This is a genomic window from Paraconexibacter sp., from assembly GCF_059438195.1.
Map to the genome: position 1 here is coordinate 24,010 of NZ_JBLKKY010000004.1, position 17,075 is coordinate 41,084.

The 17,075-nt window shown below is 74.0% G+C and carries 15 protein-coding genes; 5 read left to right on the forward strand and 10 right to left on the reverse strand.

The window, feature by feature from the left end; translation table 11 throughout:
- Nucleotides 1–6: 6 nt before the first annotated feature.
- Together ACME2J_RS02295 and ACME2J_RS02300 are read left to right on the forward strand one after the other, a co-directional pair.
- Nucleotides 7–573: an NYN domain-containing protein gene (locus ACME2J_RS02295; protein WP_495543248.1), complete on the forward strand. Its 567-nt coding sequence runs from the start codon at nt 7–9 to the stop codon at nt 571–573.
- Nucleotides 570–2,030, forward strand: coding sequence for a protein adenylyltransferase SelO (locus ACME2J_RS02300; RefSeq protein WP_495543249.1), 1,461 nt, complete (start codon nt 570–572; stop codon nt 2,028–2,030). The genes ACME2J_RS02295 and ACME2J_RS02300 overlap by 4 nt, the downstream gene beginning before the upstream one ends.
- A gap of 111 nt (nt 2,031–2,141) precedes the next feature.
- On the opposite strand, the gene ACME2J_RS02305 is transcribed toward ACME2J_RS02300, so the two are convergent.
- From ACME2J_RS02305 to ACME2J_RS02345, 9 genes are all read right to left on the reverse strand, one after another.
- Nucleotides 2,142–3,197, reverse strand: a complete 1,056-nt coding sequence (locus ACME2J_RS02305; protein WP_495543250.1) for a hypothetical protein — start codon at nt 3,195–3,197, stop codon at nt 2,142–2,144.
- Nucleotides 3,198–3,333: 136 nt separating this feature from the next.
- Nucleotides 3,334–4,185 carry a helix-turn-helix transcriptional regulator gene (locus tag ACME2J_RS02310; RefSeq protein WP_495543251.1) on the reverse strand — a complete coding sequence of 284 codons (852 nt, stop codon included), beginning with the start codon at nt 4,183–4,185 and terminating at the stop codon, nt 3,334–3,336.
- A gap of 13 nt (nt 4,186–4,198) precedes the next feature.
- Nucleotides 4,199–5,845 carry a PEP-utilizing enzyme gene (locus tag ACME2J_RS02315; protein WP_495543252.1) on the reverse strand — a complete coding sequence of 549 codons (1,647 nt, stop codon included), beginning with the start codon at nt 5,843–5,845 and terminating at the stop codon, nt 4,199–4,201.
- On the reverse strand, nt 5,842–7,002 hold the full coding sequence (locus ACME2J_RS02320; protein ID WP_495543341.1) for an ABC transporter ATP-binding protein: 1,161 nt from the start codon (nt 7,000–7,002) through the stop codon (nt 5,842–5,844). The genes ACME2J_RS02315 and ACME2J_RS02320 overlap by 4 nt, the downstream gene beginning before the upstream one ends.
- Nucleotides 7,003–7,134: 132 nt before the next feature.
- A complete protein-coding gene (locus ACME2J_RS02325) occupies nt 7,135–8,625 on the reverse strand; it encodes a pyruvate, phosphate dikinase (protein WP_495543253.1) in 1,491 nt (496 codons plus the stop codon).
- A gap of 1 nt (nt 8,626) precedes the next feature.
- Entirely contained in the window at nt 8,627–9,238 is a 612-nt protein-coding gene (locus tag ACME2J_RS02330) for a MarR family transcriptional regulator (protein WP_495543254.1), read from the reverse strand.
- A complete protein-coding gene (locus ACME2J_RS02335; RefSeq protein ID WP_495543255.1) occupies nt 9,235–10,239 on the reverse strand; it encodes a DUF7064 domain-containing protein in 1,005 nt (334 codons plus the stop codon). Before ACME2J_RS02335 ends, ACME2J_RS02330 begins: the two co-directional genes overlap by 4 nt.
- A complete protein-coding gene (locus tag ACME2J_RS02340; protein ID WP_495543256.1) occupies nt 10,236–11,864 on the reverse strand; it encodes a PEP-utilizing enzyme in 1,629 nt (542 codons plus the stop codon). Before ACME2J_RS02340 ends, ACME2J_RS02335 begins: the two co-directional genes overlap by 4 nt.
- Nucleotides 11,861–12,907: a DUF7064 domain-containing protein gene (locus ACME2J_RS02345; RefSeq protein WP_495543257.1), complete on the reverse strand. Its 1,047-nt coding sequence runs from the start codon at nt 12,905–12,907 to the stop codon at nt 11,861–11,863. The genes ACME2J_RS02340 and ACME2J_RS02345 overlap by 4 nt, the downstream gene beginning before the upstream one ends.
- Nucleotides 12,908–12,971: 64 nt before the next feature.
- Here ACME2J_RS02345 and ACME2J_RS02350 point away from each other — a divergent pair, with 64 nt between their 5' ends.
- From ACME2J_RS02350 to ACME2J_RS02360, 3 genes are read left to right on the forward strand one after another with little or no spacing between them, the layout of a single operon-like run.
- On the forward strand, nt 12,972–13,592 hold the full coding sequence (locus ACME2J_RS02350) for a TetR/AcrR family transcriptional regulator (RefSeq protein WP_495543258.1): 621 nt from the start codon (nt 12,972–12,974) through the stop codon (nt 13,590–13,592).
- Entirely contained in the window at nt 13,589–15,205 is a 1,617-nt protein-coding gene (locus tag ACME2J_RS02355; RefSeq protein WP_495543259.1) for a PEP-utilizing enzyme, read from the forward strand. Before ACME2J_RS02350 ends, ACME2J_RS02355 begins: the two co-directional genes overlap by 4 nt.
- A 57-nt stretch (nt 15,206–15,262) precedes the next feature.
- Nucleotides 15,263–15,898, forward strand: coding sequence for a TetR/AcrR family transcriptional regulator (locus tag ACME2J_RS02360; RefSeq protein ID WP_495543260.1), 636 nt, complete (start codon nt 15,263–15,265; stop codon nt 15,896–15,898).
- 73 nt (nt 15,899–15,971) lie between these two features.
- Here the strand turns inward: ACME2J_RS02360 and ACME2J_RS02365 are convergent, their stop codons facing one another.
- Nucleotides 15,972–16,976, reverse strand: a complete 1,005-nt coding sequence (locus ACME2J_RS02365; RefSeq protein ID WP_495543342.1) for a hypothetical protein — start codon at nt 16,974–16,976, stop codon at nt 15,972–15,974.
- Nucleotides 16,977–17,075: the final 99 nt, after the last annotated feature.

The window sequence follows — 17,075 nt, forward strand, 5'->3', positions numbered from 1 at the left end:
AGGAGGATGACCCCGCGGGAGACCTTCCTCCTCGTCGACGGCGAGAACATCGACGCCACGCTCGGCGGCAGCCTGCTCGGCCGGCGGCCGGCGCCCGAGGAGCGCCCGCGCTGGGACCGCGTCCTCGACCACGCGCGTGACGCATGGGATCAGCCCGTCCGCGGGATCTTCTACCTCAACGGCACCGGGCAGGTCCCGATGCCCTTCGTGCAGGCGGTGACGACGATCGGCTACCGCCCGGTCCTCCTCTCCGGGCCGCCCGAGGTGAAGGTCGTCGACGTCGCGATCGAGCGGACGCTCGAGGCGCTCGCCGAGCGCGAGAGCGGCGACGTCGTCCTCGTGAGCCACGACGGCGACTTCGCCGAGGCGATGGCCGTCCTCGCGCGCGACGACACCCGTCGCGTCGCCGTCGCGGGCTTCCGCGAGCTCGTGAGCACCCAGCTGTCCGCCCTCACGACCCACGGGCTCGAGATCTTCGACCTCGAGGACGACATGCAGGCGTTCACCGTCGAGCTGCCGCGCGTGCGCGTCATCCCGATCGAGGCCTTCGACCCCTGGACCCTCCTCTCATGACCGTCTCCTCCGCCCCGCTCCCGCTCGCCGACAACACCTACGTCCGCGACCTCGAAGGTCTCTACGTCCCGTGGCAGGCCGACGCGCCTCCGGCGCCGGAGCTCCTCGTCCTCACCGAGGATCTCGCCCGCGAGCTCGGCTCGGACCCCGACGCGCTGAGGCGCCCGGAGGGCGTCGCCCTCCTCACGGGCACGTCGGTCCCCGAGGGCGTCCCGACCGTCGCGCAGGGCTACGCCGGCCACCAGTTCGGTGCGTACTCGCCGCGCCTCGGCGACGGGCGCGCGCTGCTCCTCGGCGAGGTCGTCGACGCGGAGGGACGCCGTCGCGACGTCCACCTCAAGGGCTCCGGCCGCACGCCGTTCGCCCGCGGCGGCGACGGGAAGGCCGCGGTCGGCCCGATGCTCCGCGAGCACGTCGTCGGCGAGGCGCTCCACGCGCTGGGCATCCCGACGACGCGCGCGCTCGCCGTCGTCGCGACCGGCGAGCAGGTGCGACGCGAGTCGTTCCTCCCCGGAGCCGTGCTCGTCCGCGTCGCTGCGAGCCACCTCCGCGTCGGGACGTTCCAGTTCGTCGCCGGGACCCTCGGGGACGGCGATCTCCTGCGGCGGCTCCTCGACCACGCGATCGCGCGCCACCACCCGTCCGCCGCCGAGGCCGACAACCCCGCTCTCGCCTTCTTCGACGCCGTGGTCGACGCCCAGGCGGCGCTCGTCGCGCGGTGGATGGCGGTCGGGTTCATCCACGGCGTGATGAACACCGACAACATGACGATCTCGGGCGAGTCGATCGACTACGGCCCGTGCGCGTTCATGGACGCCTACGACCCCGGGACGGTCTTCAGCTCGATCGACCACGGCGGCCGCTACGCCTACGGCCAGCAGCCGCACGTCGCCCAGTGGAACCTCGCGCGTCTCGCCGAGTCGCTCCTGCCGCTCATCGACGACGACACGAAGGCGGCCGCGAACGCCGCGACCGAGGTCCTCGCGACCTACCCGGAGCGCTTCACGCGGCGCTGGTCGAAGGCACTGCACGAGAAGCTCGGCCTGCCCGACGGCGTCGCCCACGACGAGGGGCTCGTCGACGACCTCCTCCGCCTCCTCCACGACCACGAGGTCGACTGGACGTCGTTCTTCCGCGCGCTCGCGCGCGCGGGCCGCGGTGACGAGGCCGCGCTCGGCTCCGTCGTCGGCGCGCCCGCCGCCTTCGACGCCTGGGTCGCCCGCTGGCGCGACCTCGGCCCCGACCCCGACCTCATGGACCGCGTCAACCCGGTCTACATCCCCCGCAACCACGTCGTCGAGGACGCGCTCACCCAGGCGACCGTCGGCGACATGGAGCCCTACCGTCGCCTCGTCGAGGTCGTCCGGCGCCCGTTCGAAGAGCGCGAGGGGCGCGAGGAGTACGCGCGGCCGGCCCCGCCCGATGCGGGCGAGCACGTGACGTACTGCGGGACGTGAGGGGGCGGGGCCGCGCGGAGCGTCCGTCGCCGCCCCCCCGCGGCGCTCGGCGCCGCGCGCCGAGCCGGCCGATCGCGTTCGGCAACACGGCCGCCCCGGGGCTCGTGCGGCTCAGCCGGCCTCGAGGCACAGGACGAACGCGAACACCGAGCGGGTGGTCGTCCCGTTGTTCTCTCCGGTGACGGCCCAGCCGGTCGAGTCGTTGGCGGGCGTGGGGAACGAGTCCTTCAGCGCCAGCTGCTGCGCAGTCGGCGAGTTGATGCTCCAGTTGCCGCCGCCCGAGAGGGCGATCTCGCCCGGCAGGCAGGAGACGGACGCGAAGCCGGAGTCGCCCGGGAGGATCGGCGTCCCCGCTCCCAAGCGCCTCGTCGTCCGGCCCAGCGCGGAGGAGCGCACCGCGTCGTCGGCGATGTGCGCCGTCGTGACGGCGTCGTCGGCGATGGCCGCGCTGTCCACCGCATCGTCGGCGATCGTCGGGTTCGGGTACGTGCCCGTGAGGTCACCGCCCGCAGGGCCGCTGGGCGGCCGCGGCCCTGCGGTGGCGGCGATCGCCGCTTCGATGTCGCTCAGCTGCGCGCCGTCGAGCCGGTCGGCGTTGAGGTTCGCGACGAGGCCCGTGCCGTTGGTGGCGAACGGCGCGTCGGCGGCGGAGGCGACCTCGAACAGGCCCGCGGCCCCCGACTTGGAGGCGAACTCGAACGCGAACCCGTTGGCGAGGTTGCTCGCGCGCAGGCACGGCGCCGACCCGGCCGCGGTGCCGCCCGCCGCGCCACGACACCCGTAGATCGCGCCACCTCCGGCCCGCGCCCCGGTCTGCGTGTTGGACTGGCGCGTCACGTAGCCGCCCTTCGCACCGCTCGTCGCGTTGAACCGGCCGATGATCTCCGTCTCGCTGCTCGTCGTGCCGTTGCGGACGCCCTCACGCAGCAGGTCGCCCGTGGCGGCGATGCCGAACGGCGCGACCAGCAGCCCGAGGATCACGCTGGCGAGGACCACCATGCGGGTCTGCCCGACAGGCCGCCACCGCCTGCGGCGGCGCCCATCGCCGCCGGCCCGTCGCATCGCCTCGAGTTCGGCCTCCGCCGCCTCGAGCCGGCGCCGCAGATCGTCGAGCTCATCGCCCATCGCCATCGCCTCCGTCGCCTCGCTGCGCAGGACCGTCGGCACGACACTCCCACAGGGCCGGCGGCAAGTCCAGGCGCCGTCCCGGACTCGGCGCGCGCCGTGCGTCGCTCCACCGACGCTCCGCGTCGCCGGATCTCCACACGTCGCCTCCCGCGGGCACCCGCCGCCCGGGCCGGGCTCAGGCCCTGCGCGTCAGCTCGATGAGCCGGTAGACCGCCTCGGCGCGGTTGGACGCGCCGACCTTGCGCAGCACGTTGGCGACGTGGGTCTTCACCGTCTCGGGAGAGAGGTACAGCTCGTCGGCGATCTGGCGGTTGGAGCGGCCGCGGGCGAGGAGGACGGCGACGCGCGTCTCGGCGGCGGTGAGGAGCTCGGCGAGCGTGTCGGCGGGCAGGGTGGCGGGCGCGTCGAACTGGAGGAACGGAGAGCCGGTCGAGACGCTCGGAAGCGCGGCCGAGCCGTCGAGCATCTCGCGGGCGAGCGCCTGCGAGGCGGCCTGGTGCTGGCGCAGCTCCTCGGCGAGGTCGGCCGCGCGGACGCGCTGCACGATCCGCTCGAGCTCCATCCCGAGCGCCATCGCGAACACGGCGGCGAGGGCTGCGTCGTCGTCGCCGACCGCGGGACCCACGCGGTCGAGGACGAGGAGCGCGACGACCCAGGCGTCGGGGGCGACGCCGACGACGATGTGCTCGCGCAGCGCGAGGCGGGAGGCGAGCGGGCCGGCGTCGGCGCCGCTGCCGCACAGCGGCCCGTCGCCGCGTGCGACCGCCGACTCGGGCGAGCCGGGCGCGATCGGCACGGGCTCGGCGAGCACGGTGCGGCGCATGAGGTCGCTCCCGCGGTCGGCGAGGACGCCGCTGTCCTCCGCGGTGAGACGGCCGTCGGCGACGCCCAGCACGACGGCGCGGTCGAAGCCGCAGACCTCGGTGGCGAGCGCGGAGCCGCGGGCGAGCAGCTCGGGCACGTCGGCGCAGCGCCGCAGCTGCCCGTGGACCTGCGCGAGCCGGGTGAGCCGCTCCCGGCGCGACACCTCGGTGAGAGGGTCACCCTCGCGCAAGGACGGTCACCTCCCCGCGGTCGGCGTCGACGCGGATGCGGTCGCCGGTGCGCAGCAGCGACGAGCCGTCGCGCGTCCCGATGACGCAGGGGATGCCGAGCTCCCGGGCGACGATCGCGCCGTGGCTGATCGCGCCGCCGATGTCGATGACGAGCGCGGAGGCGACCATCATGAGCGACGCCCAGCTCGGGTCGGTCGTGCGGCAGACGAGGATCTCGCCGTCCTCGAGCTCGTCGTCGCCCTCCGGGTCGACGATGACCTTCGCCACGCCCTCGACGACGCCCGGGCTCACCGGCGCGCCGGTGACGACGATCGACGCGATGTCCGCGTCCGCCTCGGCGGGGGTCGCGACCGGCCGCACCTCGGGCATGCCCTCCCACACGTCGGGCAGCTCGATCGTCCGGTACTCGGCGTGGATCGCGCGGCGGCCGGCGGCGGCGCCGGCGAGCCCGGCGGGCGGCTGCGCCGCGAGCAGCTCGTCCTTCGTGAGCATGACGACGTCGGCCGGCGTCTCGAGGAGGCCCTGCTCGGCGAGGTGCTCGCCGTAGGTCGTCGCCGCCGCGCGCATGACGTCGTTGCACTGCAGGAACGACGCCTTGCCGAGGCCGCGCAGCGGGATGAGGCGGGCGGCGACGGCGAGGAGAGCCCGGGTCGGCCCGCGCAGCGCGCGGGGCGTCGCGGCGAGCAGCTCGGCCTCGGCCGCGCGGCGCGCATCGCCCCGGGCCGCCTCGACGCGACGGGGATCGCGCTCGTCGCTCATCGAGCGGTAGCTGCGCACGAGCCGCTCGAGCGGCGCGCGGTCCAGCCGCCAGACCCGCGCCGCGATCTCCCCCTCGTTCGGCCCGTGGAAGCCGTGCCGGCGGACGAACTCGTCGAGGTCGAGCTCGTCGCGGGACACGGCCCAGAGATCGCTCACGACCGCGGTCTCCGCCATGTCGCCGTAGCCGGTGACGAGGCTCGTCTCGAGCCCGTCGCGGCCGGCGCGCTCCGCGGCCGCGCGGATCTGCTCGAAGAGCGCCTGGCAGAGCATCGCCGCGAGGGTGTGCGGGCGCATCACCTGCTCGAAGCGCGCGTAGGCCTCGGCGAAGCGCCGCTGCGCGGCGTCGGGGGTCTCGGCGGGGGATGCGACCGAGCTCTGCCACCAGGGATGCGTGTCGGCGGTCGCCGCCCGCAGCCGGGGTCCGACGCGCATCGCGGCGACCGGCATCTTCAGGGCGATGACCGGATAGCGGCCGCGGGACGGCCGGTCGACCTTCCCGGGTCGCACCGAGCCGAAGATCTGCTCCTCGACGGCGTTGCCGCCGGAGCCGGGCGTGCGATCGCCGAGCATTCGGAAGGTCTCGAGGTTGCCGGCGGCGCGGCCGTAGAAGAGGGCCCAGAGGCGCTCCTCGACCCGCTCGGGGATCTCGTTGTCCGGGAGCACCCCGAGGTCGACGAACGCGCCGCGCATCGTACCCTCGACCCCGTCGCCGAAGACGCTCCAGGTGAGCGGCGTCACGACGCCCGGGATCGCCTCGCCGGCGTTGATCGTCGACCACCCGATGCCGGGTGCGCAGGACCCCGAGTGGATCGGGTTGCGCGCCCGGGCGGCGTCGCCGAGGAGCGATGCGTCGGTCGGCGTCGGAGCGCTCATTGATCCATCCCGAGCGGTCCCTCGGCCTCCCCGGCGAGGAACTGCTGGACGAAGGGGGTCTCGGACGCGAAGACGTCCTCGGCGAGGCCGCTCTCGAGCACGCGCCCGCGCCAGAGGATCGAGACGTGATCGGCGACGCGCCGGGCGAGCATGACGTTGTGCGTGACGACGACCATCGCCCCGCCGAAGCGGGCGTGCTGCTCGACGAGGAGATCGGCGAGCAGCGCCGTGCGGACCGGGTCGAGCCCCGAATCGGGCTCGTCGCAGAGCATGATGGTCGGGTTGAGGACGAGGGCGCGGGCGAGTCCCGCGCGCTTGCGCATGCCGCCCGAGAGCTGGTTCGGCATGCGGCCCGCCGCGTCGGCGAGCCCGACGCTCGCGAGATGCCCCTCGACGACCTCGCGGACCTGCGCGTCGGTGAGGCTCGTGTGCTGGCGCAGCGGGAAGGCGACGTTGTCGAAGACGCTCATCGTGCTGAACAGCGCGCCGTCCTGGAACATGACACCGATGCGGCGGCGCAGGGCGAGCACCTCGCGCCGCGCCATCGTCGCCAGCGTCCGCCCGCGGATGAGGACGTCCCCCGCGTCGGGCTGCACGAGCCCGATGATGTGCTGGAGGAGGACGCTCTTGCCGGTGCCCGACGGGCCGAGGACGACCGAGATCGCGCCTTCGGGGATCCCCAGGTCGAGCCCTTGGAGCACGCGATGCGAGCCGAAGGCCTTGTGCAGTCCGCGCGTCTCGATCGCGAGCAGCTCGGGGTCGATCGTCGCCGCCTCGCCCCGGGGGGCGAGCGACTCGGCCGCTGCGGTGTCCGTGCCCGCGAGATCGGCGAGCGCACCCCGCAGGACGGGCTCGACGAGGAGGAAGCGGCGGACCGGGCCGCGGTAGGTCACCTCGCCGGAGGCGATCGCGCTCGGGAGAGGAAGCGCGCCGGTCGCGAAGCGCCCGGCCTGTGCCGAATCGAGCACGATCTCGATCTCGGCCGGCTCCGGACCGACGACCTCGCAGGGGCGGCGGTCGAGGAGGAGCGTCAGCGAGTCCTCGGGGCGGTCCGTGACCCTGAACGTCACGCTCGTCTCGGCGCGGAAGAGCCGCTCGACCGCGCCGCCGACGGCGAGCGCGTCCTCGAGGGCTCCTCGCAGGGTCGGCGGGGCCATGGTGGTCACTCGGGCATCAAGGTCGTGCACGTCTCTCCCTCCCGAACCGGCGGTCGGGACCTCCTCCCGGGTCGATCGTACACGACATTCGGACATGATGTCCACAGTTCGAACACCATGTCTGGACGAACGTCATCCGGCCGCGGCCGACGGCGAGCCCTGGGCGCGCGCCGTGAGGAGGTCGGGAAGCGGGACGTCGTCGCCGGCGTCGGCCTCCTCGCGCGCCCACTCGGCGAGGCGGGCGAGCGCGGGGTCCTCGGTCTCCGAGGCGGCGACGGTCCCGAGCTCGCCGCGGTAGACGAGGCCGTCGGTCGCGACGACGGTGACGGTCCGGCCGTCCATCGTCGTCACGGTCTCCTTGCCGGCGCCGACGACGCAGGGGACGCCGAGCTCGCGGCTCACGACCGCGGCGTGCGAGGTCGCGCCCCCGAGCTCGGTGACGATCGCGTCGACGACCGACATCGCCCGCAGGTCGTTCGGCGTCGTCACCGGGCGGGCGAGGACGACGCTCTCGCCGTCGGCGGCGCGCTCCTCGGCCTCGTCGACGTCGACGACGACGACGCCGCGCGCGAAGCCCGGGCAGGCCGGCCGCCCGGACGCGACGACCTCTGCGCTCGCGCGCGCCGCCGGGTCGACGTGCTCCTTCATCATCGCCTCGACCGTCTCGGGGTTCACGCGGTCCAGCGCCTCACCGGTGCTGATGAGCCCCTCCTCCGCGAGCGCCACCGCGAGCCGGACCGCGGCGTCGGGCGAGCGCTTCCCCGCGCGGGCCTGCAGCAGCCACAGCCTCCCCGCCTCCACGGTGAACTCGATGTCCTGCATGTCGCGGTGCTCGCGCTCGAGCGTCCGCGCGTGCGCGAGGAGGTCGTCATGGACGCCGGGCATCGTCGCGTCGAGGTCCGCGAGATGGAGCGGGTCGTGGCTGCCGGAGACGACGTCCTCGCCCTGGGCCTCGGGGAGCCACTCGCCGAACGGCTCGGGCGCGCCGCTGAGCGGGTCGCGCGTGAAGAGCACGCCGGTGCCCGAGCGGGCGTCGAGGTTGCCGAACACCATCGCCTGGACGGTCACCGCCGTCCCGAGGTCGTGGTCGATTCCGCGGTTCTCCCGGTAGTGCACCGCGCGGTCGGACCGCCACGAGTCGAAGACGGCCCTGATCGCGCCGAGCAGCTGCTCCTGGGGATCGGCCGGCGGGACGGCGCCGATCACCTCGGTGTACTGGGCGACGAACCGCTCGCGGGTGTTCGCCGCGAACGCCGCGTCGCCGGTGAGCCGCGCGAGGCCGTCCTGCACCGCGTCGTCCATGCCGAGGTTGAGGACCGTGTCCATCATCCCGGGCATCGAGATCGCCGCGCCCGAGCGGACCGAGACGAGGAGGGGCCGCTCCGCGTCGCCGAAGCGCCGGCCCGTCGCCTCCTCGAGCGTCCGCATCGCCGCCGGGAGCGCGTCGCGGATCTCCGCGCGCACCTCGCCGGCCCGCGCGCACTCGGCGCACTCGTCGGTCGTGATGCAGAACGCCGGCGGGACGGGGATGCCCAGCCGGAGCATCTCGACGATGCCCCAGGCCTTCCCGCCGAGAGCGTCGCGGCCGAGGTCGAGGCCGGCCGTGAGCGGCACGACGGCCATCTCAGGCGCCCCGCCCGGCGGCGGCCTCGTCGGCGCGGTTGCGCCCGGTCACCTGGATGAGCTCCTCGTGCAGCTCGAACCACACCGTGTGGTAGCTGTCGCGCAGCGGATGCAGGAACCACTGGTGGTCGCCCGCCTCGATCCCCTCCATCGCGCAGCGGAACCGCCCCGCGTACGAGGCCGAGCGCGGCATCACCTCCGCGAGCTCGACGAGGAGCGGCTGCAGGCGCGCATCGACGTCGTCGAGCCGCGCGAGCACGGCGGCGTCGTAGGCGGCGTCCTCGTGGTCGTTGGGCTCACCGTCCTTCTGCTGCCAGTCGCTCGCGATCTGCTTGAAGTCCGCGTTGACGGCGACGAACCGCTCGTGGATCGACTCGAGCCGCTCGGCGTCGAGCCGCTCGCGCTCCTGCGCGACGAGCCCGGCGACGTGCTCCTTGCCCCCCGGCGTGAGGCGGACGCGGTCTCCCTTCTCGACGGCGTGACCCGCCTCGACGAGCGAGGCCACGAGACCGCCGACCGTCTCCGCGTCCAGACCGGTCGCCGCCGCGACCTCCTCGAGCGTCGGCCGTCCCTTCAGGCGGATCGCCTGCCCGACCGCGAGCTCCTGACTCATCCCGTCCTCCTTCGTGTTCCGATTGCGCTGGGCCGGAGGATCTGCTCGAACCACCCGTCCCCTGTCTCGCCGTCCCAGGTGACGCGCGCGGGCCGCTCGAGGACGACCGGGTCGTCGTCGCCGCGCCGGACGCCTGCGGTGAGGCCGGCCGGCTCGTCGAGCGTCCACCACGTCCCGGGCACCGCCTCGACCTCCAAGCTCACCTCGTCCTGCGGGGTGCGGAGGACGACGCTCGCCTCGCGCGACTCGCCCGACAGGTCGGCGAGCGCCGGCGAGGAGACCTCGTGCGCCGTGACGAGCGTCTCGCCGTCCCAGACGTAGCCGAGACCCACCGGGGGACGATCGCCGCGCTGCCACACCTCGAGCGCCATGACGGCGCGCCCGTCGGGGAACGCCGCCCAGCACACCGAGTCGCCGAGGAGCGTCGAGTAGTCGCGTGGCCCGTAGGAGTGGTCGCGGAAACCCGGAGCGTCGACCGTCACCTCGCCCTCCGGCGTCACGACGCGCCCGGTCACGTGGTTCGCGTCCTGCAGGTGGGCCTGGGCCCAGCTCTGCTCCGCCATGCCGGCGTGGGCGTCCCAGGCGGGCATGACCGGGGTGAAGCGCAGCTCGACCGACAGCGGGACGTGCGGCCCATCGCGCAGCGGGCCCTCGCGGAGCGACGCCTCGTCGGTCGGGCGGGCCATGCCGTCGAAGCTCAGACTCCAGTGGTCGTGGGGCGCCGGGCACCCGAACGCGAGCGGGCCGCTGCACGCGACGTCGGGGTCGGGCGAGGGCGCGAAGGTGCGCGACACGAGGAGACGCCCGCCGGGGAGGCGCACGGCGAGCGCCCCCTCCCACACATGGGGTGCGGCGGGCATGCGCCCCCAGTGCGCCCAGACGAACGCGTCGGCCGCGCGGTCCCAGGCGAAGGCGACCGAGTTCTCGCTCCAGCCCTGCACGTCGGGAACCGGCTGGATGCGGTCGCGCGGGCCGATCTCGATGCCGCGTGCGGTCGTCATGCGTCCGCCTGCGCTCGTTCGAGGAGGGTCACCGTGCCCGCCTGGCCGTCGACGCGGACCACGTCCCCGGTCCGCAGGCGGCGCGTCCCGTCGCCGGTCCCCATGACGCACGGGATGCCGAGCTCGCGGGCGACGACGGCGGCGTGCGAGAGCTGGCCGCCGAGGTCGACGACGAGAGCCTCGGCCGTGAAGAGGACGGACGCCCAGCTCGGGTCGGTCGTCGGGGCGACGAGGACCTCCCCGGGCTCGACGTCGACGAAGCTCGGGTCGAGGACGACGTGGACGCGGCCCTCCACGACGCCGGGGCTCGCGCCGACCCCCGTGAGGGCGACGTCGCCGGACTCCTCGTCCTCCTCGGCGGCCACCGGCTCGGGTCGGCCCCGCCACTGGCTGGGCAGGGTGACCGCGAGGTGGCGGTCGCGCTCGGCGCGACGGGCGCAGACGAGCTCTCGGAGATCGGCCCCCCCGGGCGCGGCCCCGAGCAGCTCGCCGGGGAGCAGGAAGAAGACGTCGTCCACCTCGTCGAGGGCGCCGGCGGCGGCGAGGTGCTCCCCGATCCGCCGGCTCGCCGCCCGTGCGACGTCGAGCGTCTGCAGGAAGGACACCTTGCCGACGCCGCGGAGGGGCAGGTAGCGGTCGGCGAGCGCGAGGACGACGCGGGCCCGCAGCCGCTGAGGGGCCGGCAGCCGCCCGAGGAGCGCCCGCCGGGCGTCGTCACGCGCTCGCGCGTTGCGCTCCGCGACCGCCGCGGGGCTCGCGTCGTCGGGCGACGCGCGGTAGCGCTCCGCCGTCGCGAGGACCGGCGCCGGGTCCTCGCGCCAGACGCGGCTGGCGATCTCGCCCTCGAGGGGGCCGTGATAGCCGTGGCGCGCGAGGAACAGGCCGAGCGTCATCCGCTCCCGCGACAGCTCCCAGAGGTCCTCGACGAGCGCGAGCTCGGCGTGCGAGCCCTGCCCCGTCGTCACGCGGCTCGCGAGCTCCTCGTCGCCGGCGGCGCGAGCGAGCGCGAGGACCTGGTCGAAGGCCGGCTGCACGCCCGCGAAGAGGCAGGCGACGTGCAGCGCCATGACGTCCTCGAACCGCGCGGATGCGCGGCGCCACAGGGCGCGAGCCTCCTCGATGTCCATGTGGGCGCTGCGCGCCACCTCCGTCTCCCACCAGCGCGTCGTCTCCTCGTGCTGCGCCGCGAGACGGCGCGGGAGGGAGACGACGAGCGGCGGCAGCCGCCGCGCGACCGCGGGCCAGTGACGCACGGTCGACCGGGACCGGAAGTCCGCGGGCAGCTCCCCGAGGATCTGCTCGGCGACCGCGGTGCCCGACGTCCCGGGGAGCCGGTCCCCGAGCGCCCCGAGGAAGTCGACCTTCGCGGCGAAGCGGCCGTGGAAGATGCCGAACGCCCGCCGGCGCGGATCGTCGGGGACGACCGCCTCGGCCTCGGTCATGCCGCCGATCATCGCGAAGGCGCGACGGGCGGCCCGCTCGCCGGGCTCCCCCCAGAAGCCCCAGTTGAGCGGGGTGAGGACGCCGGGGATCGCCTCGCCGAAGTTCGTCGTCGACCACCAGGCGCCGGGATCCCAGTCGCCGTCGAGGACGTCAGCGTTCTTGGGGGCGGACACGTCGGTCACCGCGCCCTCCGCGCCGTCATCGCCCGCTGGAAGTCCGCGTACCAGACCTCCTGGTAGGTGCAGTGGGTCTCGCGGCCGGCGTCGTCGGTCCACCGGTAGACGCTGTCGTGGAAGACGATGTTCGGCCACGCGTGGACCGGGCAGATCGCGATCGCCTCGCCGGTGAAGCGGCGGCGCTCGCCCGCCTCGTCGGTCACCTCGAGCTCCTGCCGCGTCGACATGTGCGTGCGCGGGTGGCGCTCGAGCACGTTGCGTCGCACCTCGGTGAGGCGCCGCACGTCGCCGCCCGTGACGATCCAGCTCTCGTGGTGGATGCGGTCACCGGGCGCGACGTCGTAGACGCCTGCCCACGTGGGGTCGAGATCGGGGTGCTCGACGCTCGTCGCGTTGAGGAGGAGGTCGTCGCCGAACGCCATCGGCGTCCAGCCGAGCGGCGGGTGCGGGCGCACGCCGCCGGGGTCCTCCCCCCGCACCTGGCACCACGAGCGGTCCCGGACCGCGTGACAGTCGATCGCGTGCCGCTCTCCGCGGAGGTCGAGCTCGCCGGTGACGTGCATGAACTGCTCGATGCCGCCGGGCGAGAGGTCGCCGTCGCGGTCGTGGCGCTCCTCCTCGCCGGGCATGATGAACCCGCGGGCGAGGAGCGGCATGACCGCGCGCTGCTCGACCTCGAAGGCGACCGCGCCGTCGGGGCTGCGGTAGCTCACGCCGAGGGCCTGGCCGGGCTCGCGTGACTCGATCCGCAGGCCGTTGGGCAGGGTGATCGCGCGCGCCGCGACCTCCGGCCACGGCATCGTCGTGCGGTAGTCGTGGAACTCGGCGTCGAGGACGCTCGCGTTCTCGGTCCCGCGGAAGATGACCGGGCCGCCCTGCGAGAGCCCGAACGCGGGGTGGTAGCGCGCGTAGAGGAACGCCCCGATCCCCGCCTCCGGGATCGAGAACCCGAAGTAGTGCGTGTGGAGGAGGTAGGGGTCGAGCTCGTCCCCGACCTCGCCGAGCGGGATGTGGAGGTCGGTGGATCCGGGCTGGGTCGCGATCGTCATGGGCGCTTTCGATCAGATTGTGTGGACAGGGCGTCCGGTAGTTTCGTACACTGTACGGACAACGATGGCGACTTCGCAACCCCACCCCGTTCCGCTCAGCGCCGAGGCGATCGTCGAGGCGGCGCTCGACCTCGCCGAGCGCGACGGCCTCTCCTCCCTCTCGATGCGCAAGCTCGCCGTCGCGCTCGGCAGCGCGCCGATGTCGCTGTACGGCCACGTCGCGAGCAAGGACGACCTCCTCGCGCTCATGGCCGACCACGCACTCGCCGACCTGCCGGACCCGCGACCTGACGGCGCCCCGTCCGAGGAGGCCGTGGCCTTCTTCACCGCGTTCTACGACCTCCTCGCGGCACGCCCCGTCGTCGCGCAGGTGCTGATCGAGCGCCCGGTCACCTCGCCGCATCTCACCTCCCGGGCCGAGCGGCTGCTCGCGTGCCTCACGGCGTCGGGCGTCTCCGACCGGGACGCCGTCGACGCGCTCCTCACGCTCACGTGGTTCACGATCGGCGCCGCGCAGTACGCGAGCGCCCGCAGCGCGACGAGGGGCACCGAGCGCTTCTCCGTGCTCGAGGAGAGCGACTACCCGACGATCCGCCGTCTCGCTCCCCACTTCGAACCGGCCTCGCGCCGTGACCAGTTCCTCACCGGCCTCGACCACCTCGTCCGCGGATACGCATCTCGATGACCTCACCTCACGTCCTCCACGAGCTCGGCGGCCCGGACGTCGCCTGGACCCGCGGGAACACCGCCGAGGCGCTGCCCGGGATCTCGACGGCGTTGAGCTGGTCGTTCTTCGGCGCCGCCTGCGAGCGGGGGATGCGCCGGGGGTTCGTCAACCTCGGCGCGATGCGCCGCGACGAGGAGCCGGTGCCCGACGACGTCGGCGAGCGGTTCAACGCCGTCGTCTTCGGCCGCTACGCCGGCAACATCGACCTCATCGCCCGGATGGCGGAGCGCCTGCCCGGCGTCGGCCCCGAGAAGGTCGAGCAGCAGCTCTTCGGCGAGATCCGCGACGTCGAGCGCCACCCGACGCGGCGGCGCTACCCCGTCGTCGCGGTGCGCATGCCCGTCGAGGTCGCGACGGCGCCCGCGCGCCTGCGGCGGGTGCGGGCGAGGACGTTCGCGTGGTGGTCCGAGACGGTCCCGCGCCACGTCGAGGGCGGCCCGGCGACCCCCGCCGAGGCGCGCGAGGCGATCGCCGTCGCAGCGGACCTCTTCGCACGCAACATGGCGCTCCACACGACGGTGAGCATGATCGGCTCGGGCATCTTCGAGCAGCTCGAGGCGCTCGTCGCGTCCGCTCCCGGCGACCACAGCGCGAGCGCCCTGGTCACGGGCTACGGGTCGGTCGAGGAGACCGAGATCGCCCGCGACCTCTGGCGCGTGTCGCGGGATGCGATCCCCCTCGACGCGTTCCTGCGCCACCACGGCTGGCAGGGCCCCGACGCGGGCCAGATCCACCGGAAGGTGTGGCGCGAGAACCTGGCGGCGGTCGAGCGGCTCGTCGCGACCTACCGCGGGATGCCGGAGTCGCGGTCCCCCGAGAGCCTCGCCGAGCGCCAGCGCGCCGCGCGCGAGGCGGCCGAGGAGGCGCTCCTCTCGGCGCTGCCGCGCGGCGGGCGTCTCCGCGCTCGCGCCCTCCTCGCCCTCGCGAGCCGCTGGATCGGCGCGCGCGAGATCGGCAAGGCCGGCTACCTCATCGCCGTCGACGGCGCCCGCGCCGCGGCTGGTGCGCTCGCACGCGACCTCGTCGCCGCCGGCCGGCTCTCCGACCCGGAGTACGCCGTCCACCTCACCGTCGATGAGCTCTGCGACCCGCCCCGCGACGCCGATCTCGACGCGCTCGTCGCGCGACGCCGCGCGGAGCGCGAGCAGCTCGTCGGCCTCGAGATCCCCGAGGCCTGGGTCGGCGCTCCCGAGCCCGTCGCCGCGGCGGACGACGCGGCCGGCCCCGAGGCGTTCACGACGCTCGAGGGGATCGGGGTCAACCCGGGCATCGTCGAGGGCGTCGCGCGCGTCGTCCTCGACCCCGACGAGGCCGACCTCGAGGACGGCGAGATCCTCGTCTGCGCGACGACCGACCCGAGCTGGGTGTCGCTGTTCCTCCCCGCCGCGGCGGCCGTCATCGACATCGGCGGGCACATGAGCCACGGCGCGATCGTCGCGCGCGAGATGGGGCTTCCGTGCGTCATCAACACGCGGACCGGGACCCGCGTCATCAGGACCGGCGACCGCCTGCGCGTCGACGGCGCGGCGGGCGTCGTGTCGCTCCTCGGCGACCCGGTCGCGGCCGCCTGAGCGCCGAACACGTCGTTCGGGCGTCGGACATTCCTTCGCCGTCTGTACGATGGCGCCATGCCGCCCCGGACGACGAAGCCCCTCCAGCCGCCGCGCGAGGAGAGGCGCTCCCTCCTCGCCCGCTACTTCGTCGAGGCGGTCGAGCCGCTCCTCGAAGGCGGCGAGTCGTACTCCGACATCAGCGTCGAGCGTCTCATCAAGGCCGTCGACATCTCGCGCTCGACCTTCTACGTCTACTTCGACGACAAGGGCGACCTGCTGCGCGCGATGGCCGAGGACGTCACCCGCGACCTCGCCGAGGCGGGCGCGTCGTGGTTCGAGCTCTCGCCCGAGGCCTCGCGGGACGACCTGCGCGGTGCGCTCAAGCCGCTCTTCGACACCTACCGCCGCCACCAGACGCTGCTCGGCGCGATCACCGAGACCGCGGCCTACGACCCGCAGATCCGTGAGCAGCACCTCACGCTCGTCGAGACCGCGGTCGGCGGGCTCGCCGGCCACATCCGCGAGCAGCAGAAGGCCGGGGCCGCGGCGCCCGAGCTCGATCCCGAGCGCACCGCGCGGTGGCTCACCTGGATGCTCGAGCGCGGTCTCTACCAGCTCGTCGCGCCGGCCTCGAAGGCCGAGAGCAAGCGCCTCCTCGACACGATGACCGACATCGCCTGGCGCACGCTCTACGAGGGCCACCACAGCTGACGCGGTCCCGGAACGCACGACGCCGGCGGGCTCAGACCCACCGGCGTCGGGACGTCCTGGATGGACCGGTGCGCTACACGAGCGCGGGCTCGCGCTGAGCGGGCGCCGGCGAGGCCGGCTGGTCCTGGGTGGCGTAGGGCGGCGGGGCCAGCTCGCCGACCGGGATCGGCTCGGTGAGCGGGACGCCTCCCTCGCGGCACATCTTCGCGAACAGCTCGTTGCGCTTGCGCTCGGGCAGCACGACGAACTGGAACATGCGCGGGAGCGTCCAGTTCGGCGCGGGAGCGTCGCCCTTCACGCCGACGAACGAGTGGTAGATCTTCATCGCGAAGACCATCTCCGCCATCATCACCGTCGCGGCGACCCAGCGGATCCACTCGGCGAGCTCGGCGTTGTGGGCGAGGATGTGGATCGAGCCGAAGACGAAGTAGTTGATCATCATCCCCGCCGGAGCGACGAAGATGAGCAGCACCTTCTGCGGACCCTGCACCCGCGGGACAGCGTAGGCGAGGATCGTGCCCACGGCGACGAACGACGCGCCGTTGATGAAGCCCCACCAGTACGGGAAGCCGAACAGCTCGTAGGGCTGGACGCCGTAGTACTCGTAGACGTTGAGGTTGATCCCGATCGTCTCCATGACGGCGTCGAGGATGAGCCCCATCGCGAGCAGCATCATGAAGTGCCGCACCTTCGCCCCGTTGCGGATGACGAAGTAGCAGAAGTACGACATCAGCCCGAGGAAGGCGACGTAACACAACGGGATGAGGGCGGGCACCGGGACGGCGAAGTTCGTGAACGCCGTCTCGAGGTCGTTGGCCCAGTGCAGGTGGCCGAGGATGTCGAGCATCGGCTCCTCGAGGGAGCAGATGAGCCCGCTGATCATGACGATGATCGGGATCGGGTTGCGGTTCATCGCGGCCCGGATGGCCCAGGGCAGCGCGAGGATGACCACCGCCGCGCCGGCGATGAAGAAGAACGCCCATTCCGCGCCGGCTCCGGCGCTGAAGTCGGACGGGTGCGGCTCGATGTTGGGCGGATAGCCCGCGACGGCCGCGAGGGGTGCTGCGAAGTCGAGCATCTCGTGGGTCTCCTCCTGTTCGGCCCGGCGCACGTCGTCACCGGACAGCCTGTCGGACGATCGTACATGATGTTCGATCGTCACGGCAAGCCCGTCGCG

What these genes read in the sequence shown, in the direction of transcription:
- ACME2J_RS02335 (WP_495543255.1), bottom strand. Translation starts at nt 10,239, where the DNA reads ATGACGACCGCACGCGGCATCGAGATCGGCCCGCGCGACCGCATCCAG.
- ACME2J_RS02355 (WP_495543259.1), top strand. Translation starts at nt 13,589, where the DNA reads ATGACCTCACCTCACGTCCTCCACGAGCTCGGCGGCCCGGACGTCGCC.
- ACME2J_RS02365 (WP_495543342.1), bottom strand. Translation starts at nt 16,976, where the DNA reads ATGCTCGACTTCGCAGCACCCCTCGCGGCCGTCGCGGGCTATCCGCCC.
- ACME2J_RS02295 (WP_495543248.1), top strand. Translation starts at nt 7, where the DNA reads ATGACCCCGCGGGAGACCTTCCTCCTCGTCGACGGCGAGAACATCGAC.
- ACME2J_RS02315 (WP_495543252.1), bottom strand. Translation starts at nt 5,845, where the DNA reads ATGAGCGCTCCGACGCCGACCGACGCATCGCTCCTCGGCGACGCCGCC.
- ACME2J_RS02360 (WP_495543260.1), top strand. Translation starts at nt 15,263, where the DNA reads ATGCCGCCCCGGACGACGAAGCCCCTCCAGCCGCCGCGCGAGGAGAGG.
- ACME2J_RS02330 (WP_495543254.1), bottom strand. Translation starts at nt 9,238, where the DNA reads ATGAGTCAGGAGCTCGCGGTCGGGCAGGCGATCCGCCTGAAGGGACGG.
- ACME2J_RS02300 (WP_495543249.1), top strand. Translation starts at nt 570, where the DNA reads ATGACCGTCTCCTCCGCCCCGCTCCCGCTCGCCGACAACACCTACGTC.
- ACME2J_RS02345 (WP_495543257.1), bottom strand. Translation starts at nt 12,907, where the DNA reads ATGACGATCGCGACCCAGCCCGGATCCACCGACCTCCACATCCCGCTC.
- ACME2J_RS02320 (WP_495543341.1), bottom strand. Translation starts at nt 7,002, where the DNA reads ATGGCCCCGCCGACCCTGCGAGGAGCCCTCGAGGACGCGCTCGCCGTC.
- ACME2J_RS02325 (WP_495543253.1), bottom strand. Translation starts at nt 8,625, where the DNA reads ATGGCCGTCGTGCCGCTCACGGCCGGCCTCGACCTCGGCCGCGACGCT.
- ACME2J_RS02350 (WP_495543258.1), top strand. Translation starts at nt 12,972, where the DNA reads ATGGCGACTTCGCAACCCCACCCCGTTCCGCTCAGCGCCGAGGCGATC.